Annotated in this window: 13 protein-coding genes and 1 pseudogene; 4 read left to right on the top strand and 10 right to left on the bottom strand. The window is 71.1% G+C overall.

The genetic code is table 11. From position 1 onward, the window contains the following. Positions 1-41 precede the first annotated feature (41 nt). Positions 42-1,445, top strand: a complete 1,404-nt coding sequence (locus tag ACWDAK_RS06100) for a glutamate decarboxylase (protein WP_344634373.1) — start codon at positions 42-44, stop codon at positions 1,443-1,445. A 28-nt stretch (positions 1,446-1,473) separates the two neighbouring features. Here ACWDAK_RS06100 and ACWDAK_RS06095 read toward each other — a convergent pair whose 3' ends face one another. The 3 genes from ACWDAK_RS06095 to ACWDAK_RS06085 all read right to left on the bottom strand — a co-directional run bounded on the left by ACWDAK_RS06095 (position 1,474) and on the right by ACWDAK_RS06085 (position 6,360). Further along, on the bottom strand, positions 1,474-2,784 hold the full coding sequence (locus ACWDAK_RS06095) for an RNA polymerase sigma factor (protein ID WP_427392905.1): 1,311 nt from the start codon (positions 2,782-2,784) through the stop codon (positions 1,474-1,476). Positions 2,785-3,031: 247 nt separating this feature from the next. Continuing rightward, the gene (gene dnaG, locus ACWDAK_RS06090; protein WP_344634375.1) at positions 3,032-4,936 is read right to left on the bottom strand and encodes a DNA primase; all 1,905 of its coding nucleotides are present in this window, start codon (positions 4,934-4,936) and stop codon (positions 3,032-3,034) included. A 41-nt stretch (positions 4,937-4,977) separates the two neighbouring features. Beyond that, positions 4,978-6,360 (bottom strand): deoxyguanosinetriphosphate triphosphohydrolase, encoded by a 1,383-nt coding sequence (locus tag ACWDAK_RS06085; protein ID WP_344634376.1) that lies wholly within the window; start codon positions 6,358-6,360, stop codon positions 4,978-4,980. 123 nt (positions 6,361-6,483) lie between these two features. On the opposite strand from ACWDAK_RS06085, the gene ACWDAK_RS06080 reads away from it, so the two are divergent. Both ACWDAK_RS06080 and ACWDAK_RS06075 read left to right on the top strand, forming a co-directional pair. Next, positions 6,484-7,071 carry a helix-turn-helix domain-containing protein gene (locus tag ACWDAK_RS06080; protein WP_344634377.1) on the top strand — a complete coding sequence of 196 codons (588 nt, stop codon included), beginning with the start codon at positions 6,484-6,486 and terminating at the stop codon, positions 7,069-7,071. After that, a complete protein-coding gene (locus tag ACWDAK_RS06075; RefSeq protein ID WP_427392904.1) occupies positions 7,068-8,381 on the top strand; it encodes an MFS transporter in 1,314 nt (437 codons plus the stop codon). The genes ACWDAK_RS06080 and ACWDAK_RS06075 overlap by 4 nt, the downstream gene beginning before the upstream one ends. A 134-nt stretch (positions 8,382-8,515) precedes the next feature. On the opposite strand, the gene ACWDAK_RS06070 is transcribed toward ACWDAK_RS06075, so the two are convergent. Both ACWDAK_RS06070 and ACWDAK_RS06065 read right to left on the bottom strand, forming a co-directional pair. After that, positions 8,516-9,478, bottom strand: a complete 963-nt coding sequence (locus ACWDAK_RS06070; protein ID WP_344634379.1) for an SGNH/GDSL hydrolase family protein — start codon at positions 9,476-9,478, stop codon at positions 8,516-8,518. Positions 9,479-9,703: 225 nt separating this feature from the next. After that, positions 9,704-10,648 (bottom strand): PAC2 family protein, encoded by a 945-nt coding sequence (locus ACWDAK_RS06065; protein WP_344634380.1) that lies wholly within the window; start codon positions 10,646-10,648, stop codon positions 9,704-9,706. 702 nt (positions 10,649-11,350) lie between these two features. On the opposite strand from ACWDAK_RS06065, the gene ACWDAK_RS06060 reads away from it, so the two are divergent. Then, on the top strand, positions 11,351-12,070 hold the full coding sequence (locus ACWDAK_RS06060) for a GNAT family N-acetyltransferase (protein WP_427392903.1): 720 nt from the start codon (positions 11,351-11,353) through the stop codon (positions 12,068-12,070). 287 nt (positions 12,071-12,357) lie between these two features. Here ACWDAK_RS06060 and ACWDAK_RS06055 read toward each other — a convergent pair whose 3' ends face one another. The 5 genes and pseudogenes from ACWDAK_RS06055 to ACWDAK_RS06035 all read right to left on the bottom strand — a co-directional run. Then, entirely contained in the window at positions 12,358-12,858 is a 501-nt protein-coding gene (locus ACWDAK_RS06055; protein ID WP_344634382.1) for a ribonuclease, read from the bottom strand. A 234-nt stretch (positions 12,859-13,092) separates the two neighbouring features. Then, positions 13,093-15,801: a pyruvate, phosphate dikinase gene (gene ppdK / locus ACWDAK_RS06050; protein WP_344634383.1), complete on the bottom strand. Its 2,709-nt coding sequence runs from the start codon at positions 15,799-15,801 to the stop codon at positions 13,093-13,095. 566 nt (positions 15,802-16,367) lie between these two features. After that, the gene (gene dusB / locus ACWDAK_RS06045; RefSeq protein WP_427392981.1) at positions 16,368-17,474 is read right to left on the bottom strand and encodes a tRNA dihydrouridine synthase DusB; all 1,107 of its coding nucleotides are present in this window, start codon (positions 17,472-17,474) and stop codon (positions 16,368-16,370) included. 503 nt (positions 17,475-17,977) lie between these two features. Further along, positions 17,978-18,469: a DUF4097 family beta strand repeat-containing protein gene (locus ACWDAK_RS06040; protein WP_427392980.1), complete on the bottom strand. Its 492-nt coding sequence runs from the start codon at positions 18,467-18,469 to the stop codon at positions 17,978-17,980. 349 nt (positions 18,470-18,818) lie between these two features. Beyond that, positions 18,819-19,655, bottom strand: a pseudogene (locus tag ACWDAK_RS06035) (histidine kinase); the annotation flags it as partial. Between the last annotated feature and the right edge of the window lie 30 nt (positions 19,656-19,685).

Here is a 19,685-nt window from a genome sequence, read left to right as displayed (position 1 = left end):
GGTCCGGCACTCCAGGCACCGTGGTGAAGGGATGTCTCCGTATGGCACTGCACGAGGGAAACGGAAGGGACCGCCGGCTGTCCGTCAGTCCGCTGCTGGGCTCGACCGATCTGCTCGGCGCGATGAAGATCGCCCCGCCGGTGCACCGGCTTCCCGACAGCCCGATCCCGCCGCCGAGCGCGTACCAACTGATCCACGACGAGCTGATGCTGGACGGCAACGCCAAGCTCAACCTGGCCACCTTCGTCACCACGTCGATGGACGACTACGCGACCAGGCTGATGGCGGAGTGCGCCGACAAGAACATGATCGACAAGGACGAGTACCCGCAGACCGCCGAGCTGGAGCGGCGCTGCGTGGCCATCCTGGCCGACCTCTGGCACGCCCCCGACCCCGACCAGGCCGTCGGCTGCTCGACCACCGGTTCCAGCGAGGCGTGCATGCTGGCCGGGCTCGCCCTCAAGCGCCGGTGGATGCGGCGCAACCGGGACCGCTACGCGGCGGGCGCCCGGCCCAACCTGGTGATGGGCATCAACGTGCAGGTCTGCTGGGAGAAGTTCTGCAACTTCTGGGAGGTGGAGCCGAGGCTGGTGCCGATGAGCGGCGAACGGTTCCACCTCGACGCCGAGCAGGCGGTGGCCCATTGCGACCAGGACACCATCGGCGTGGTCGGCATCCTAGGCTCGACCTTCGACGGCTCCTACGAGCCGATCGCCGAAATCTGCACCGCCCTGGACGAGTTGCAGCAGCGCACCGGGCTCGATGTCCCGGTGCACGTGGACGGCGCCTCGGGCGGCATGGTGGCGCCCTTCCTCGACACCGAACTGCCGTGGGACTTCCGACTGCCGCGGGTCGCCTCGATCAACACCTCTGGCCACAAGTACGGCCTGGTGTACCCCGGGGTCGGCTGGGCGCTCTGGCGGGACCACGAGGCGCTGCCCGAGGAACTCGTGTTCAAGGTCAACTACTTGGGCGGCGAGATGCCCACCTTCGCGCTCAACTTCTCCCGGCCCGGGGCGGAGGTGGTCGCCCAGTACTACACCTTCCTGCGGCTCGGCCGGGAGGGCTTCCGGGCGGTCCAGCAGGCATGCCGCGACGTCGCCGGATATCTGGCCGCTGGAATCGAGCGGTTGGGCTGCTTCCGGCTGCTCACCCGGGGGGACCAGCTGCCGGTCTTCGCCTTCACCACCCTCGGGGACCTCCCGTTCGACGTCTTCGACGTCTCCCGCCGGCTGCGCGAACGCGGCTGGCAGGTCCCCGCGTACGCCTTCCCGGCGGACCGGACCGATCTGTCCGTCCTGCGGGTGGTCTGCCGCAACGGGTTCTCGCAGGATCTGGCGGATCTGCTGCTCTCCGATCTGACCCGTCTGCTGCCCGAACTCAAGCTCCAGCCGAAACCGCTGGCCGAGCTGGGGATGCCGCCGCGGAGCGGCTTCCACCACTGAACCGGCGGTCGGCCGCGTCGGCCCCGAATCAGTCGAGGTAGCCGCGCAGTTGGTCGGCGAAGGCGTGGCCGCGCAGCTTGGAGAGGGTCTTGGACTCGATCTGGCGGATCCGCTCCCGGGTGACGCCGAAGAGGTTGCCGATCTCCTCCAGGGTGCGCGGCCGCCCGTCGTCCAACCCGTAACGGAGCTGGACCACTTGGCGCTCACGCTCGCCCAGGGTGGCCAGCACCGCCTCCAGGTGCTCGCGCAGCAGCAGGAAGGAGGCGTTCTCCACCGGCGAGACGGCGTCCGCGTCCTCGATCAGATCGCCGAGCGCGACATCGTCCTCCGCCCCCACCGGGGCGTACAGCGAGACCGGTTCCTGGGCCAGCCGCAGCACCTCGCGGACCCTGGCCTCGGAGAGCTCCAGCACCGAGGCGATCTCGGCGGCGGCCGGCTCCGCTCCGCGCTCCTGCAGCAGCGCCCGCTGCACCCGCAGCACCCGGTTGATCAGCTCCACCACGTGCACCGGCACCCGGATCGTCCGGGCCTGGTCGGCCAGCGCCCGGCTCATCGACTGCCGGATCCACCAGGTCGCGTACGTGGAGAACTTGTAGCCGCGCGTGTAGTCGAACTTCTCGACGGCCCGGATCAGGCCGAGGTTGCCCTCCTGGATCAGGTCGAGCAGGGTCAGGCCGCGGCCGACGTAGCGCTTGGCGACGGAGACCACCAGCCGCAGGTTGGCCTCGATCAGCCGCCGTTTGGCGATCCTGCCGAGCAGCACCAGGCGGTCCAGCTCGTCGGTGAGCGGGGCCGCGGGTCTCGCCGCGCCGGGTGCGGCCACCGCGACGCCGGGTGCGGGCCCCGGCGGGGCCGCGGGGGCTCCGGCGGCCCGGCCGAGGGCCTCCTCGGCGAAGAGGCCCGCCTCGACCTGGCGGGCCAGCTCCACCTCCTCGACGGCGGTGAGCAGCCGGATCCGGCCGATCTCGCGCAGGTACTGGCGCAGCAGGTCGGCGGCGGGGCCGGTGCCCGCGTCCAGGGCCGGGGCGAGCCCCTCGGCCTCCGCGTCCTCGTCCGGCAGGGCCGGAGCTCCCGGGAGGTCGGGCGGACCCGGGAGCTCCGGTACGCCGGGGAGGTCGGGCGGGTCGGGCAGGTGGGGGATGTCCGGCAGGCCGGTGCGGGCCCCGGGGGCCGGGGAGACCGGGTCCGCGGGGGTGTTGCTCGCGGTGTCGGGGCGGACGTCCGGTGAGCCCTGCAGGGGCACCCGGGCTTCCTCGGACGGCAGGGTGGTGTCCCGGCCGTGACGGCTGCTGTCCTCGAACATGACGGCCTGACGCGCAGTGGCAAGTTCCACGGGCATCCCCCTCTGGGCCGCGCGCGGCTCATGCGGAGAACCGCGCCACACGGACTGGGATACCCACCAGTGTGGGGTACGCCACACTCGGGGGCCGAGAGGCGGGCGGCGACTTTCTGTTCCCGTGTCGAACTTCCGCGAGCGGTCACCCGAGGGGCCGGAGGGACGCCGGGGGTGTGAGCGGCCGGGGCCCCGGCCGTCCGCTCCGGCGCCGTCGCAGGGTGGTGCTCTCGCGCCGAAAGGGCGGCCGCGCTTACAGCCCCGCGGCGCCCTTGTTGCGCAGTTGCTGGGCGTACTGCTGGAGGGCCCACAGTTCGCCCTGGACGGGGCCCAGCTCCTCGGCGGTGGCCCGGTCGCCCAGGCGGCGCAGGTGGGCACGCACCTCGTTGACCCGCCGGTCCACGGCCTGGAGCCGCAGCTTGACCAGGAACTCGCCCGCGTAGATGGCGTCCGGCTTTCGCCGGGTACGCAGCGGCTCCACCGTCAACTCGGTTGCCAGGCTGCGCACCTGGTCATCAGGACTGGCATCGCGCACGGTCGCGGTGAAGTCCGGCAGACTCGCGCCGTACGCGGTGCCGCCGGCCTGGCGGATGGCCCGGCGGACGGCGGTGTACGGCGGCGTGGGGAACTCGTCGTCGCCGTAGTGGTCGAAGGCCGGGCTGACCAGATCCGGGTGCTGGAGGGCGAGTTTGAGCAGCTCGCGCTCGACGAACTGGGCAGGGTCCCGGGGGTTCAACCGGTGGACGGGGCGCGGCGGCTGGGCGGGCTGACCGCCGTCCGCCCGGCGCAGCGCCTGGCCGCGCGGCTGCTGGCCGTTCTCACGCTGCCAGCGGGCGAGCTGGCCGACCCGGCGGACCACGAACTGCTCGTCCAGGATGCCCAGCATTCCGGCGAGTTGGACCGCGTACTCGTGCTGGATCGAGCGGTCCTTGATCTTGACGATGATCGAGGCCGTCTCCTCCAGCGCGGCGGCACGGCCCTCGGCGGTGTCCACGCGGTGCCGGGCAACGGCCGAGCGGAGCGCGAACTCGAAGAGCGGGACCGGGTTTTCGATGAGTTCGCGGACCGCCTCGTCGCCCTCGGCGAGACGGAGTTCGCACGGGTCCATACCGCCGGGCGTGATGGCGATGGAGGTGCGGGCGGCGAACTTCTGGTCGTCCTCGAAGGCTCGCAGGGCGGCCTTCTGCCCGGCGGCGTCGCCGTCGAAGGTGAAGACGGTCTCACCGCGGTAGGCGGAGGTGTCCATCAGCAGCCGACGGATGATCTTGATGTGGTCCTCCCCGAAGGCGGTACCGCAGGTGGCCACCGCCGTCGTCACGCCCGCGAGGTGGCAGGCCATCACATCGGTGTAGCCCTCGACCACCACGGCCCGACCGGTCTTGGCGATCTCCTTCTTGGCCAGGTCGATGCCGTACAGCACCTGGGACTTCTTGTAGAGCGGGGTCTCGGGGGTGTTGAGGTACTTGGGCCCGTTGTCGTCCTCGCGCAGGCGGCGGGCGCCGAAGCCGACCACCTCGCCGGCTGTGTCCCGGATCGGCCAGACCAGCCGACCCCGGAAGCGGTCGATCAGGCCGCCGCGCTGCCCCTGCGAGGCCAGGCCGCCGACCAGGATCTCCTTGTCGGTGAACCCCTTGCCGCGCAGGTAGCGGACCAGGTGCTCCCAGCCCGCCGGAGCGTAGCCGACCCCGAAGTGCTTGGCGGCGGCCTCGTCGAAGCCGCGCTCGGCCAGGAAACCGCGGGCGATCTCGGCCTCCGGGGAGCCCAGTTGCTCCTGGAACCAGGCGGCGGCCACCTTGTGCGCCTCCACCAGTCTGGTGCGCTCACCCTGCTGGTGCCGGGGACTGTAGCCGCCCTCCTCGTAGCGCAGGGTGATGCCCGCCTGGGCGGCCATCCGCTCGACCGCCTCGGCGAACGAGAAGTGCTCGATCTTCATCAGGAAGGAGATCGTGTCGCCGCTCTCGCCGCAGCCGAAGCAGTGGAAGACGCCCTTGCCGGGGTGGACGTAGAAGGAGGCCGACTTCTCGTCGTGGAACGGGCAGACGCCCTTGAGCTGCGCACCGCCGCCATTGGCGAGCTGAACGTAGTCGCCGACGACCGCGTCGATGGGCAGTGCGTTGCGCACCGCCTGCACATCCTCGTCCCTGATCCTGCCTGCCACCCCGGAAGTCTACGGCCCCGGCCCCCCGAACCGGCGATCGTTTACCGCCCCTCCACCAGGCGGGCGTGCAGGGCCAGGGCGGAGGCGTCGGTGAGGGTGGCGATCTGGTCGATCACCGCGCGCAACGCGGCCCGGTCGTCCTCTGCGCTCTCGTAGAGCGCTGCGAAGACCGGATCCAGACCGTACGGGGCGGTGCCGACGAGGCGGTCGGCCAGTTCGGCGATCACGATGCGCTGGCGGGAGCGCAGCTGGGCCTGCTCGTCCCGCTGCATCACGTACCGGACGGCGACGGCCTTGAGCACCGCGCACTCCAGCCGGACCTCCCGCGGAACCACCAGCTCGGCGGCGTAGCGAGTGAGCGGGCCCGGACCGTACCTGGCCCGGGTGGCCTGCTCGGCCGCCAGGCAGAACCGGCCGATCAGCTGGCTGGTGAGGTCCTTCAGGCCGGCGCGGGCCCGGGCGGAGCCGTCGTACGAGCGGGGCCACCACTCCTGGCCCTGGAGACGGTCGAGGGCCTCGCTCAGCTCCTCGGCGCCCGCGTCCGGGGCGTAGCGCTGGGCGACCTTGAAGAGCTCGGTGCGCTCCTCGGCTGAGTGCAGCGCGGCCGGGTCGATGTGGCCGGCCTGCAGGCCGTCCTCGACGTCATGGGTGGAGTAGGCGACGTCGTCCGACCAGTCCATCACGGTGGCCTCGAAGCACCTGCGGTGGGCGGGCGCGCCGCTGCGCAGCCAGCGGAAGACCGGCAGGTCGTCGGCGTAGACGCCGTACTTCGCCGAGGCCGGGTCGGTGGGGTGGTTGCCGCGCGTCCACGGGTACTTGGTGGCGGCGTCGAGCGCGGCACGGGAGAGGTTGAGGCCGACACTGCGGCCGGGCCAGGGGGCGAGGCGGGCGGGCGGCTCGCCGGTCGGCGCGAAGCGCTTGGGCTCCAGGCGGGTCAGGATGCGCAGTGACTGCGCGTTGCCCTCGAAGCCGCCGCAGGCGGCGGCCGCCTGGTCGAGGGCCTGCTCGCCGGTGTGGCCGAACGGCGGGTGGCCCAGGTCGTGCGCCAGGCAGCCGGTCTCCACCAGGTCCGGATCGCAGCCGAGCGAGGCCCCGAGCTCCCGGCCGACCTGGGCGCACTCCAGCGAGTGCGTCAGCCGGGTGCGCGGGAAGTCGCTGCGCATCGGGGCGACCACCTGGGTCGTGCCGGCGAGCCGGCGCAGCGCGGCGGAGTGCAGGACGCGGGCGCGGTCGCGCTGGAAGGCCGTGCGGCCGGGCCGCTTGTCAGGCTCGGGAACCCAGCGGGCCTGGGCGGCGGGGTCGTATCCGAACACGCCGGACCGGGGCACGGCACGGCGGGACGCGGCGGGACGCGGTGCCTCCGGGCGGGACGCGCCGGGCTGGGAGGAGTCGTTCGGGGCGGAGCGGTGCGCGGTGTCGTCCATATGTGTGTCACCGTACGCCGCCGGACCGACATTCCTCTGCCCCGCCGCGCGTCTGCGATTGATGCAGAGATTTGTCTGCAGAGAACTCTATGCAGAGAGTTCTCTGCACTCTAGGCTGACACCATGAACGAGCCCGAACCCCGCACCCACCGCGTGATCGACGCCAAGAGCCTTCGCGGACTGGCCCATCCACTGCGGGTGCACATCCTCGAAGCACTCAGGCTCGACGGGCCGGCCACCTCGGCCCGACTCGCCGAGCGGCTCGGCGAGAGCACCGGAACGATCAGCTGGCACCTGCGCCACCTCGCCGAACACGGCTTCATCGAGGAGGAGTTGGGGCGCGGCACCAAGCGCGAGCGATGGTGGCGGGCCGTGCGCATGCAGAACGTGCTGAACACCGCCGACTTCCGGCACGATCCGGCACTTCAAGGCACGCTGGCCGTTTACGTGCAGGAGCTGCTCCGGCAGCAGTTCCAGCGGGCCAGCGAGGCCTCGGCCATCGCGTGGACGGATGACTGGCTCGGCGCCGGGAGCATCTCCGACTGGAACACGCTGCGCCTGACCTCGGAGCAACTCCGCGCCCTGATCCGCGATCTGTTCGAGGTGATCGAGCGCCACACCCCCGCCCCGGACGCCGAACCCGACCCCGACGCCAAACCGATCGTGCTCCAGATCCAGGCCCTGCCCCGAAAGGAAGCCGAGACCGAATGAGCACCGAGTCCGCAGACCCGCTGCGCCCGGTCGGATTACTCCGCCGCCACCGCGACTTCCGACTGCTCTGGCTCGGCGAGACGACCGGGAAGTTCGGCTCCTCCGTGACAGGTCTGGCGATGCCACTGATCGCCATCACCACCCTGCACGCCTCGACCTTCCAGGTCAGCCTGCTGAGCGCGGCCGGATGGCTGCCCTGGCTGCTGATCGGCCTGCCGGTGGGCGTCTGGGTGGACCGGATGCGCTGCCGTTCGATCATGCTCACCACCTCGGCGGTGTCGCTGGTCCTGCTGCTGGGCGTGCCGATCGCGGCCCGCGCCGGGATCCTGACGATGAGCCAACTGCTCGGCGTGGCACTGGCCATCGGCGCCGCCGGGGTCTTCTTCCAGACCGCGTACACCGCCTACCTGCCCGGCCTGCTGGAACCCGCCGACCGGGCCGAGGGCAACGCCAAACTGCACGGCAGCGCCTCGGCGGCCCAGATCGTCGGCCTCGGTTCGGGCGGCGCGATCGCCCAGCTCCTCGGCCCGGTGAACGGTCTGCTGGTCGACGCCGCCACCTTCCTGATCTCGCTCTGCGCCACCGCGCGCATCCGGTACCGGGAACCGGTCCGAAAGGCCGCACCGCGCCAGGCACTGTTCCGCGAGGTCGGTGACGGTCTGCGGCTGATGACAGGCAACGCCTGGTTCCGCACGCTCACGCTCTTCGGTGCCTGCTCCAACCTCGCACTGACCGGCTACCAGTCGATCCTGGCGGTCTTCCTGGTCCGCGAGGTCGGACTGGACTCCGGCGTGGTGGGCGCCCTGATCGCCGCCGCATCGACCGGCGGCATCGTCGGCGCGGCGCTGGCCCGCCGGGTGGGCGCCCGGATCGGCACGGCGCGCACCATGCTCCTCTTCGAGGGCGGGCTGACCCTGCCGGCTCTGCTCATCCCGCTCACCGGGAGGGGCGCCGGTCTGGCGCTCTACGTCCTCGGCGGGTTCGCGGTCTCGCTCGGGGTCGTCGGCGGGAACGTCCTCAAGTCGACTTTCCAGCAGCACCACTGCCCGCCAGAGCTGCTCAGCCGTCTGAGCGCCAGCAGCTCCGTCCTCAACTACGGGACCATCCCGGTCGGCGCCCTGGCCGGCGGGCTGCTCGCGACCGAGCTGGGACTGCGGCCCGCGATGTGGATCCTCACGGCCGGGGTGCCGCTGGCCGCGCTGATCCTCTGGTTCTCGCCGGTACGCCACTGCCGCGACCTGCCCACCGAGCCGATGACCGCCCGGGAGGCCAGTACCGCCGCCGAGGACGCCGCGGCCGCACTGGGCTGAACGGGTACCCCACCGCCCCGGTGATCGGCGGCTGCACGGCTGGCGATGAACGCGCCGGATCGGGCCCGTGCAGGTGGAGCTCCGGCCGGACCGCCGCCGGTTGCGCGAGGGGCCCTGCCCGGGCTCCCGCCCGGCTACGCCCGGACGGCCTGGAGGACCGCCGCCGCCATGCCCTGCTGGCCGACCGCGTTGGGGTGCACCGGTGCCAGACCGTGTGCGGGGAAGGGCGGCTCGATCCAGCGGTTCGCCTCTCCCGCGCACATGTCGTGCCCGGACGACGGAGCGTAGGTGTCCACGTAACCGGCGCCCGCCGCCTCCGCACGCTGCCGGAGCATCGCGTTGAGCTGCTGCTCCTTCTCGTTCAGGAACGCGATGTCCCCGGCCGCCACGCTCCGGCCCAGCGTCGCCCCGCAGGATGCCGGGTCGGCCGGCAGTAGTTCCGGATACCCGACCACGTAGACCCTGGCCTGCGGGGAGCGCCGCTTCACCTCCCGCAGCAGCTCGCCGAGCCGCTCACCCACCGCATCGACCCGCTGCTGCAGCTGGTCCCGCCCGTCGGCACCGGTGTAGTGGCCGCGGCAGGGCGAGTCGGCGGTGGGCTCGCCCGTGAGACCGGCGACCAGGCTCCGTTTGAGGCCCTCCTCGGCGCACCGGCCGAGCACCTCCGCGAACCCGGCGTCGTTCCCGCCGATCCCGAGCGTGACCAGCCGGGTCGCCGGGGAGAGCGCGTCCAGCTGGGGCCCGTTGGTACCGTCTCCGGTCCGCTGCGCCCCGGTCAGGTCACGGGTGGTCGCCCCGCTGCAGCTGACGTCGGTGAAGGCCTGCCCGGACAGGCCCAGGGCCCTGGCCACCAGCGACGGATAGTTGGCCCCGGAGCGGGTGCACCCGGCCGGGGTACCGGTCTGCGGGGCGATCCGCACCCCGGCCGTGTACGAGTCGCCGAGCGCCACGTACGGACCGGTCGGGGCCGCCTTGGCGGCCGCCGCCGAGGCAGCTGCGGAAGCGGCCGGTGCGGACTCGGAGCCGTCCGCCTGGCACCCGGCCGTCAGCAGCAGCCCGACCCCGCCTAGCAGCGCTCCCACGCGTCTGATGTCCATCCCCACCCCCCGAAGCCGGCCCGGCCGTGTTCCGTCGGCCCGTCCTCGGGCCTCGCCGGTCCAACGAACGGGCACGACCGATAGCTCCCCTCCCGGGTGTGACGGCCACTACGCCTGACGGCGTCGTACGCCCGATCGGCCGTACCCCCGGACCGCACGGGGCCGATCAGGTTCGTCCGCGACGGGCGGTGCCTGCTTGCCGAACACTCCGGGGTGCCGGAGGCGCTACTCCGCGCCGCGATCCTGCTCCGCGAGGAACTCCTCGAACCGCCGCCCCAGCTCGTCCGCCGAGGGCAGTTCGGTGGCCTCGGCCAGCAGGCTCTCGCGGCTCTCCGCCCCGGCCACCGCGTCGTACTGGCCTTCCATGCCCCGGATCGCAGAACGCAACTCGCCGTCCCCCTGGGCCAGCTGCTCCTCGATGTCCGCGTACACCTCGCCGACCCGCTCGCGGATCTCGGTGCCCGGCAGGACCAGGCCGCTGGCGGACTGGACGGCCTCCAGGATCACCACGGCGGCCGCCGGGTACGCCGCGCGGGCCACGTAGTGCGGCACATGGGCGGCGAAACCCACCACGTCGTGCCCGGCCTGGGCCAGCCGGTACTCCAGCAGCGACTGGGCGCTACCCGGCACCTGGGCCTGGTCGAACCAGCGCGGGTAACCGGCTGCGAGGTCGACCCGGTTGCCGTGCGGGGTGAGCCCGACCGGCCGGGTGTGCGGGACGCCCATCGGGATGCCGTGGAAGTCGATGGTCAGCCGGACCTCGAAGCGCTCGACCAGCTCCCGCACGGCTGCGGTGAACAGCTCCCACTCGGTGTCCGGCTCGGGACCGCTGAGCAGCAGGAACGGGGTGCCGACCGAGTCCCGGACCAGCTGCAGCAGGATCTCCGGCGGCTCGTAGGCCGTCCAATGGTCGCGCTTGAAGGTCATCACCGGGCGGCGGGCCCGGTAGTCCACCAGGCGGTCGTGGTCGAACCGGGCCACGATCTGCGGCGAGCCGTGCTCCAGCAGGTGGGCCACCACCTGGCCGCCGGCCTCACCGGCGTCCAGGAAGCCCTCGAAGTGGTGCAGCAGCACCAGGCCGGCGGCCTCGGGACCGGCAGCGGCACGGGCTTCGGCCAGCGCGTCCACGCCCTGCCGCTCCAGCTGGTACAGCTCCTTGGGATCACGCACCGCGCACCCAACCCCGTTCCGTCTCGTCGCTCATCGTCGTCGGATCGACCGGCCTGACCCCGCCCGTCACGGGCACCGGATCCTGCGGTCCTCTTCCGGCCGACCGGTTCTTGACCAGTCCAGCGTGCCGCAGCCCTGTGACATTCCCGAATCGCCGAGGATGTGTCAGCTTCCCCACCACACCCCGCCGGCCCGCCACCGGACCCGGCCGGACGAAAATCATCGCATCTCGCCGCGAATCCGCAGGTGAGAGCCGTCACGTCGGCTCTTCCCGACCCCCTGCCGAGCCCCCTGTCGTGCCCGGTTTCGACCACTGTGCCGGGCCGTGGTGGCGTGTCCCGGGCGGCCACGTGCCCCTGTTCGCGCGCCGCGAAGTGACGCACCGCCTTCTGACGGGTATGGTCCTCTCGCTGCCTCGCATCGCCGCGCCGTTGTCACGCCGTCTGTCACGTCGTGTTCCCGGCCCGGCCAGGTACGCTGGCAGCCACTCTCCAGACACCTTGCCTTCACTTGGCCGCCCGCTGCTCTTCGCGCTCTCATTCCTCTCTCGGCCATCTTTCGGACGCACACTGTCCTCTCTCTCATCCCGCCGGACGCGGTCGAAGACCCGTTCCCGTACCCGGACGTGCTGAGACAGCCCCGCCTCCATGCCGAGAAACCGGTGCGGAGGTCCCCTCCGACCGCCGAAGGACCGAAGGATCCGTGCCCGTACCCGTAACCCTCATCGGCCGTAGCGTGCGGCTGGAGCCCCTCGCCGAGCACCACGCCGAGGCCCTGGCCACGGCCGGCGCCGAGGACCGTACGACCTACGCCTTCACTCCCGTCCCGCACGGCCTGGAAGCCGCCCGGGAGTACATCGGCCGCGCCCTCGCCGACCAGGTCGCGGGCAAGTCGCTGCCGTTCGCCATCGTGAGTACCGCGGACAACAGCGTGGTGGGGTCCACCCGCTTCCTGGAACTCGACTACTGGCAGGGCCCGCTGGTCTGGCCGCCGGTGCCGGGCGTGCCGCACGGCGACCCGCTGGCCGCGGTGCCGGACGCCGCCGAGATCGGCAACACCTGGCTCTCGCCGCGGGCCCAGGGCACCGGCATCAACACCGAGGCCAAGCTGCTGATGCTGCGGCACGCCTTCGAGACCTGGCAGGTCCAGCGGATCTCGCTGCGCGCCGACGCCCGGAACCTGCGTTCCCGGGCGGCCATCGAACGGCTCGGCGCGACCAGCGAGGGCGTCCGCCGCGCCCACTCGCGGGGACTGGACGGGGTCGTCCGCAGCACCGCGTTCTACTCGATCCTCGACGAGGAGTGGCCGGCCGTCCGGGACATCATCGAGCTCCGGATCGCGGCCGCGACCTCGCCGACCGCCCCCGACCCGAAGATCAACCAGGAGTGCCTCAGACAGGGCTTCCCGCTGATCCAGGTCTGACCGTGCGGGCGTGACCGCCCGAACCGCGCCGGTGCCCTCCGCAGCTCGCAGCCGCAGGCGGAGGGCACCGGCGCACCTGCGCGGCCGACATTCCGACTCCGGACGAGGGCGGGGCAGGGGGCCTGGCCGCGCACAAGGGCACAGGTCGGGACCGCGGACGGGACCGCATGTGATCCGGGCCGTGAACACCGAGCAGGCCGCCTGCGTGCGTGCCGTTCGTCCCGGTCGCCCGCCCGGTCGGTTTTGAAGGGTGGTCAGCCGGTCGGAGCCCTCGGGAACGAGAGGGCTCAGCAGCGGGAGTCGATCTCCTGGAAGGTGCTGTAGTGGTCCGCGGTCCAGTACTCCTCACCCTGGGTGCCGGTGACGACCCGCCGGGTACCCCGGTCACCGGAGCCGGGGGTGACCACGGTGTACTCGTGGTAGTAGCCGCCTGACCGCCTGGGCAGCCGGTTCTCGCGGTTCTCGAAGACCACGCCGTCCGTGCGGTACGGGTACGGGCCGCCCTTGGCGATCAGCGAGAGGGTGTCCCGGGCCTGGCTGGGCAGCTTGCTACGGCACACGTCGGCCATGGCCGAGTTGGTGGGCACCCAGGCGCCGGAGGCCGACGGCTTCGCCGGTGCGGAGGGCTTAGGGGCTCCGGAGCCGGCCGCGGCCGCCGGGGAGGCCGAGTGGGCGGAGGTCTTGCTGGACGCCGTCTTGCCGGTGCCGAGCAGGGCGTAGACGGCAGCGGCGATCACCGCACAGCACAGCACGGCGACGATGGCGATCAGACGGATTCGGCTGGTCATGCGCTCCAGCTTGCCCGGTACGGGTCAGGCACCGGAACACCGGGTACCCAGCTCACCCGTCCGGCCGTTCCGCCGGCACCGGGCGGAACGCCGCCGGGGCGGGAACGGACGCCATTGTCCGTTCCCGCCCCGGCTGCCACGTACGGCGGCTCTCCTGCGCCGAGCTCCGCCGCACGCCCCTCCGACGGAGGGGGTTGCGGTCAGCGATCGTCCGCTGTTCGGGGGATGTCCCCGTCAGCGCGAGTCGCTACCCGCCGTCTCGAGGGCGGCACGGCCTGCCTCCAGGCGCGCCACCGGAATCCGGAAGGGAGAGCAGGATACGTAGTCCAGCCCCACCTCGTGGAAGAAGTGGACCGATTCCGGGTCGCCGCCGTGCTCGCCGCAGACACCGAGCTTGAGGTCGGGGCGGGTGGCCCGACCGGCCACCACGGCGTGCTTGACCAGGGAGCCGACGCCGTCGCGGTCGATGGTCTCGAACGGCGAGACCCCGAAGATGCCCTTCTCCAGGTACGCGGTGAAGAAGGATGCCTCCACGTCGTCCCGGGAGAAGCCCCAGACGGTCTGGGTCAGGTCGTTGGTGCCGAAGGAGAAGAACTCGGCGGCCTCGGCGATCTGACCGGCCGTCACCGCCGCACGGGGCAGCTCGATCATGGTGCCGAGCTTGATGTCCAGCTTGACGCCGGTGGACTTCGCGACCTCGGCCAGGACGCGCTCGCACTCGTCGCGGACCAGCTCCAGCTCCTGGACGGTACCGACCAGCGGGATCATCACCTCCGGACGCGGGTCACCGCCGGCGAGCTTGCGCTCGGCCGCCGCCTCCGCGATCGCCCGGACCTGCATCCCGAACAGGCCGGGGATGACCAGGCCGAGCCGGACACCGCGCAGGCCCAGCATCGGGTTCTGCTCGTGCAGCCGGTGCACGGCCTGGAGCAGGCGCAGGTCGTTCTCGTTCGGGTCCTTGCGGGCCTCGGCGAGGGCCACCCGAACCGAGAGCTCGGTGATGTCGGGGAGGAACTCGTGCAGCGGCGGGTCGAGCAGCCGGACGGTGACCGGGAGTCCGTCCATCGACTGGAAGAGCTCGACGAAGTCGCCCTTCTGCAGCGGGAGGAGGGCGGAGAGGGCCTGCTCGCGGTCCTTGTCGTTGTCCGCCAGGATCAGGTGCTCGACCTCCCTGCGGCGCTCCTCGCCGAGGAACATGTGCTCGGTGCGGCACAGGCCGATGCCCTGGGCACCGTAGCGGCGGGCACGGTTGGCGTCCTCGGCGTTGTCTGCGTTGGCCCGCACGGCCAGCCGGCGGCGGACGTCGGCGTGCGCCATCAGCCGGTGCACGGACTGGACCAGGCCGCCCTGGACGTCGGCGCCGGCGTGCAGGGTGCCCTCGAAGTACTCGACCACCGGGGACGGCACGACCGGGACCTCACCGAGGTAGACCTTGCCGGTCGAACCGTCGATGGAGACCAGGTCGCCCTCCTCCACGACCTGCCCGTCGCCGGTGGTGAAGCGGCGGCGCTTGGTGTCCACCTCGAGTTCCTCGGCGCCGCAGACACAGGTCTTGCCCATCCCGCGGGCGACCACGGCCGCGTGCGAGGTCTTGCCGCCGCGGGAGGTCAGGATGCCCTCGGCGGCGATCATGCCGTCCAGGTCGTCCGGGTTGGTCTCCCGGCGGACCAGGATCACCTTCTCACCGGAACGCGACCACTTGACGGCGGTGTACGAGTCGAAGACCACCTTGCCGACGGCGGCACCGGGCGAGGCGGCGATGCCCCAGGCGACGCGCTTGGCGGTCTCGTCGGCGGCGAAGCGCGGGAACATCAGCTGCGCCAGCTGGCCGCCGGTCACCCGCTGCAGCGCCTCGTCCAGGTCGATCAGGCCCTGGTCGACCAGCTGGACGGCGATCCGGAAGGCGGCGGCGGCGGTGCGCTTGCCGACCCGGGTCTGCAGCATCCAGAGCTTGCCGCGCTCGATGGTGAACTCGATGTCGCACAGGTCGCGGTAGTGCAGTTCGAGCTTGTGCATGATCGCCATCAGCTCGTCGTACGACTTCTTGTCGAGCTGCTCCAGCTCGGCGAGCGGCAGGGTGTTGCGGATACCGGCCACCACGTCCTCGCCCTGGGCGTTGGACAGGTAGTCGCCGTAGACGCCGACGGCACCGGTGGAGGGGTCACGGGTGAAGGCGACACCGGTACCGGAGTCCTCGCCGAGGTTGCCGAAGACCATGCTGCAGATGTTGACCGCCGTGCCCAGGTCGTTCGGGATGCGCTCCTGACGGCGGTACAGACGGGCCCGGTCGCCGTTCCAGGAATGGAAGACCGCGTGGATCGCCAGGTCCATCTGCTCGCGCGGGTCCTGCGGGAACTCCCGGTCGGTCTCACGGAGCACGATCGCCTTGAAGGTCTCCACCAGCGCCTTGAGGTCCTCGGTGGTGAGGTCCAGGTCGTTGGTGCTGCCCTTGGCCTGCTTGACTCCCTCCAGCGCCTCCTCGAAGAGCTCGCCCTCCACGCCCAGTACGGTCTTGCCGAACATCTGGACCAGGCGGCGGTAGGAGTCCCAGGCGAAGCGCTCGTTGCCGGACTGGGCGGCCAGACCGGCCACCGAGGCATCGGAGAGACCGATGTTCAGGACGGTGTCCATCATCCCGGGCATCGAGAACTTGGCACCCGAGCGGACCGATACCAGCAGCGGGTTGTCGGGCTGGCCGAGCCGCTTGCCCATCTGCTGCTCCAGCGAGTCCAGGTGCTCGCTGATCTCCTTGTGCAGCGAGGCCGGCTCACTGCCGGTCTCCAGGAAGACCTTGCACGCCTCGGTGGTGATGGTGAACCCCGGAGGGACGGGGAGGCCCAGGTTGGTCATCTCGGCGAGGTTCGCGCCCTTGCCGCCGAGTAGATCCTTCAGGTCCTTGTTTCCTTCGGTGAAGGAGTAAACAAACTTCTGCTGAGCCGCCACGGGTCGGTCTCCTCGCACACGGTTGCCCTGACGCCGGAGAACATACCCATTTCGAAGGCGCCGTCGCGCCGCCAATAGGCCGTGTGCGCCTCGAAGTGGGCCGTGACCCAACAGATCGAATGCCCATCAGGGCGTTTACCTCTGTTGGTGAAATCGTCCGGCTGACGCTAGCAACCGTTCAAGTAGTGAACACATGGAAACCTGAAGATCACACGAACCGGACAGACAGTAGCGACTGATCGACCTTGGTGTTGCCCCGGCTTGATTTCCTGCAGCCAGCTGCGCCGATCCGCTACCGGGCCCCTTCGGGAAGCGATTCACGCCCCGACAGCCCAGCGAACCCACTCGGCCGGCCGTCAATCGCCACGATATGTGGCAAGCGTCACGGGTGCACGTCAGCTGTCGAGCGTAGGCGACATGCGCCAATGATTGCACTGTGTCGATGTAGTGACATCTCCCTGTTACTAAAATCTGCCAGAAAGGAGCCCTCTTGGCCATATCGTCCAAGAGGGCCCATCCGTTCCGGCAAGCAGCCCGGAAGAAACAAATTCGACGTGACGTCTAAGTCACCCGCCAGACATGTCCAACTCGGCCTCCGCGCTGGGCAACGCACAGTCGTACGGATCGTCCAGCCAGCCGTCCGGGAGCACCACCCGGTTGTTTCCGCTGGTCCGCCCACGCGGACCGTCGGCACCGGCGGGCCAACACTGGTCCTGCTCGATCTGGCCCAGCGTCTCCGCCAGTTCAGCCAGCGAACTGGACATCGCAAGCTTCACCCGGAGCTCGGAACCCACCGAGAAGCCCTTGGTGTACCAGGCGACATGCTTACGGAAGTCGATGACACCCCGTGCCTCGTCCTCCAGCCACTCACCGAGCAGTTGGGCGTGCCGCACCATCGCCTGCGCCACATAGCCGAAGGTCGGTCGGGCGTAGTCCACCTCGCCTTCGAAGATCGAGACCAGATCCTTGAACAGCCATGGCCGACCGAGGCAGCCACGGCCGACGACCACACCGTCGCAGCCGGTCTCGCGCATCATCCGCACCGCGTCGTTCGCCGACCAGATGTCCCCGTTGCCCAGTACCGGGATCTCCGACGGGACGGACTCGCGCAGCCGGGCGATGGCCGACCAGTCCGCGGTGCCGCCGTAGTGCTGCGCAGCGGTACGACCGTGCAGGGCGATCGCCGAAACGCCCTCCTCCGCGCCGATCCGGCCCGCGTCCAGGTAGGTCAGATGATCGTCATCGATACCCTTGCGCATCTTCATGGTCACCGGCAGGCCGCCCGCGTTGCCGACCGCCTCGCGCAGGATCTCGCGCAGCAGGTTGCGCTTGTACGGCAGAGCGGAACCGCCGCCCTTGCGGGTCACCTTCGGAACGGGGCAGCCGAAGTTGAGGTCGATGTGATCGGCGAGGTTCTCCTCCGAGATCATCCTGGCGGCCCGGCCGACCGTCACCGGGTCCACCCCGTACAGCTGGATCGAACGCGGCTTCTCACTCGGGTCGAACTTGATCAACTGCATGGTCTTGGCATTGCGCTCGACCAGTGCACGCGTCGTGATCATCTCGGAGACGTACAACCCCCTGCCTCCACTCTGCTCGCGGCAGAGCGTCCGGAACGGGGCGTTGGTGATGCCCGCCATCGGCGCCAGCACGACCGGGGGCCACACCTGCATGGGGCCGATGTTCAGGGGGGCGAACTCGGGGGCGGAGGTAGGAGCGGCCTGAGGGGCGGGGGCGCCGCCGGACGCCGGGGTGCCGGGCTTCGGTGCGACGCCGGATGTGGGTGCGACGCCGGGCATGGGTTCGCCACTGGGCGTGGGTGCGGCGCTGGAGGCGGAGCTGGACGCGGGCACGGAGGTCATACGGGCGGAGTCCTCAGGGTCGGCAAGGGCGACTGTGATTCGGCGCGGGCGGCGGTCCGAGACTCTCCATTGTCCCCCAGGTGGTCCCCCGTTCGGCTCTGTGGTCGGCTGTGGCCGACCCGTGGGTCGGTCACGGCCTTCGGTTGCTCCGGTGTCTGGGGGCGGTTCGGTACCGGCCGCCGGTCCGGTACCAGTGTCCAGTGCCCGCATCCGGTCGGATGCGTACGTCTGGTCCGGCACCTGCGTGTCCGTGTCCGGTCCGGTGCCTAAGTCCAGCGCTGGCATCCGGTCCGGCGTTCGCGGTTCCCCGGCACCTACGGCTGTCCGGGGGACGAAGCGGGCGGTACCGCCGACATGCCAGGTCTCGGGGCTCCGGGCGCCGGTTCACGGAAAGCGGCCGGCTCACCGGACGCGGCCGGGGCACTCGATGGAACCGGGGCGCTCAATGGAACCGACTCACTGGACGGGACCGACCCGGGGCTGGAGTCGACCGAGGTGGAGGAGACCGTCACCGGGCCGGACATTGATGTGATGTCGATCTTGCGGGCGGAGCTGCTGTCCTCCACGTCCGGGTCGACGTTCCAGGAATGCGAGCTCGTGTGCCCGTCCACTCGGTACCGGGTGTTCCCTCCCGGGACGGTGACAACGACCGGACCGGATGTGGTGGTCGCCGTCACTGCTCTGGGAGGGAGTGCGAAGCCCAGATCCATCTGCCCTGAGCTGGACGCCACGTCGACCTCCGAGGAGCCTAGCTCCCTGGCCGAGATCGATCCCGACGTTGATTTGCCCCATACCGGGCCGCTCACCCCCTCCAGTCGCAGCCGACCGGAAGACGTTCTCGCCCGTATCTCGCCGGAGACTCCGCGTATGAGCGTGTCCGGTGCCCCTGCTCGGGTCGGCGCCGCCGACGCCGTCGTCGGCTATGACGATGCGGACCCGGCCGGAGTCCTGTCGTACCGACAGATCGACGCGGGAGGCCCGGGCATGCTTCGCCACGTTGGCCAGGGCCTCCGAGACCGTGAAGTAGGCGACGGCCTCGACGGTCGGGGCGATGCGGTCAGGGAGGTTCACCGTCAGGCGGACCGGGACGGGGGCCCGTGCCGCGATGCCTGAGAGTGCCGCGTCCAGGCCGCGGTCCTCCAAGACCACGGGGTGGAGCCCTCGGACGAGGTCACGAAGCTCGGCGATGGCGGCCTGGGCCTCCTCGTGCGCCTCGATGATGACCTGCATGGCCTCGGGCGGTACATCCTTGAGGGTGCGCCGGGCCAGGCCGAGATTCACCGCCAGCGAGACCAGCCGCTGCTGGGCACCGTCGTGCAAGTCCCTTTCTATCCGCCGGCGTTCGGAATCCGCCGCGTCCACCACGCCCGCCCTGCTCTCGGCGAGGTGCTCGACTCGGCGCTCCAGAACCTCCGCCCGGTTCGGCCCGGGCAGGACACGGGCCGCCCGTCCGTCGATCCTGGCCAGCCAAGCCACTGCCCAGGGCAGCACGAACAGCAAGGCCAGGCCGGCGACGGTGAGCGCGGCATCGGCCCCCGTCCGACCGGCAGCGAAGCGGGACGAGCTCTCCTTCGGCAGCAGGCACGCCCAGCCGTAGACCGTGGCCAGCACCAGAGCCGCGCCCCCGGCAGCCAGTACCAGCGGGGCGCCGACGGCGATGACCGGTGCGACGATCGGGTGGTACCCGGCCTGCCGCCAGGTGAAGCCGGAGCGCAGGCGCACCAGCCAGCCCGCATCCGGAGCCACCTGGCTGGGGATCATCAGACCACGCAGCTCACGGAAGCGGCTTCGCTGAGCGATCGTCAGCAGGTCAAGGCAGAACACCACGAGGGGGAGCAGCGCACCGACCTTGGTCATGCACAGAGCGAGGACGGGAGGCAGACCCAGCGGCACTCCGGCCGCGATGAACACGGCATCCCGCCGGATGGCCGCCGACCACGGAGCATGCTCGGCACCCCAGGCGCGAGCACGGCGGAGGGCGGAACTCGACATGCCGCACAGCCTATGGGCACCCGATCGGGC

The organism is Kitasatospora sp. NPDC001175, assembly GCF_053598215.1.
The sequence above is the reverse complement of the archived record's forward strand: the minus strand, read 5'-3'. Positions and strand labels throughout refer to the sequence as shown.

Coding starts and splice junctions, on each gene's coding strand:
- ACWDAK_RS06100 (WP_344634373.1), top strand. CDS start 42: ATGGCACTGCACGAGGGAAACGGAAGGGACCGCCGGCTGTCCGTCAGT.
- ACWDAK_RS06095 (WP_427392905.1), bottom strand. CDS start 2,784: ATGCCCGTGGAACTTGCCACTGCGCGTCAGGCCGTCATGTTCGAGGAC.
- ACWDAK_RS06085 (WP_344634376.1), bottom strand. CDS start 6,360: ATGGACGACACCGCGCACCGCTCCGCCCCGAACGACTCCTCCCAGCCC.
- ACWDAK_RS06080 (WP_344634377.1), top strand. CDS start 6,484: ATGAACGAGCCCGAACCCCGCACCCACCGCGTGATCGACGCCAAGAGC.
- ACWDAK_RS06075 (WP_427392904.1), top strand. CDS start 7,068: ATGAGCACCGAGTCCGCAGACCCGCTGCGCCCGGTCGGATTACTCCGC.
- ACWDAK_RS06070 (WP_344634379.1), bottom strand. CDS start 9,478: ATGGACATCAGACGCGTGGGAGCGCTGCTAGGCGGGGTCGGGCTGCTG.
- ACWDAK_RS06055 (WP_344634382.1), bottom strand. CDS start 12,858: ATGACCAGCCGAATCCGTCTGATCGCCATCGTCGCCGTGCTGTGCTGT.
- dusB (WP_427392981.1), bottom strand. CDS start 17,474: ATGCAGGTGTGGCCCCCGGTCGTGCTGGCGCCGATGGCGGGCATCACC.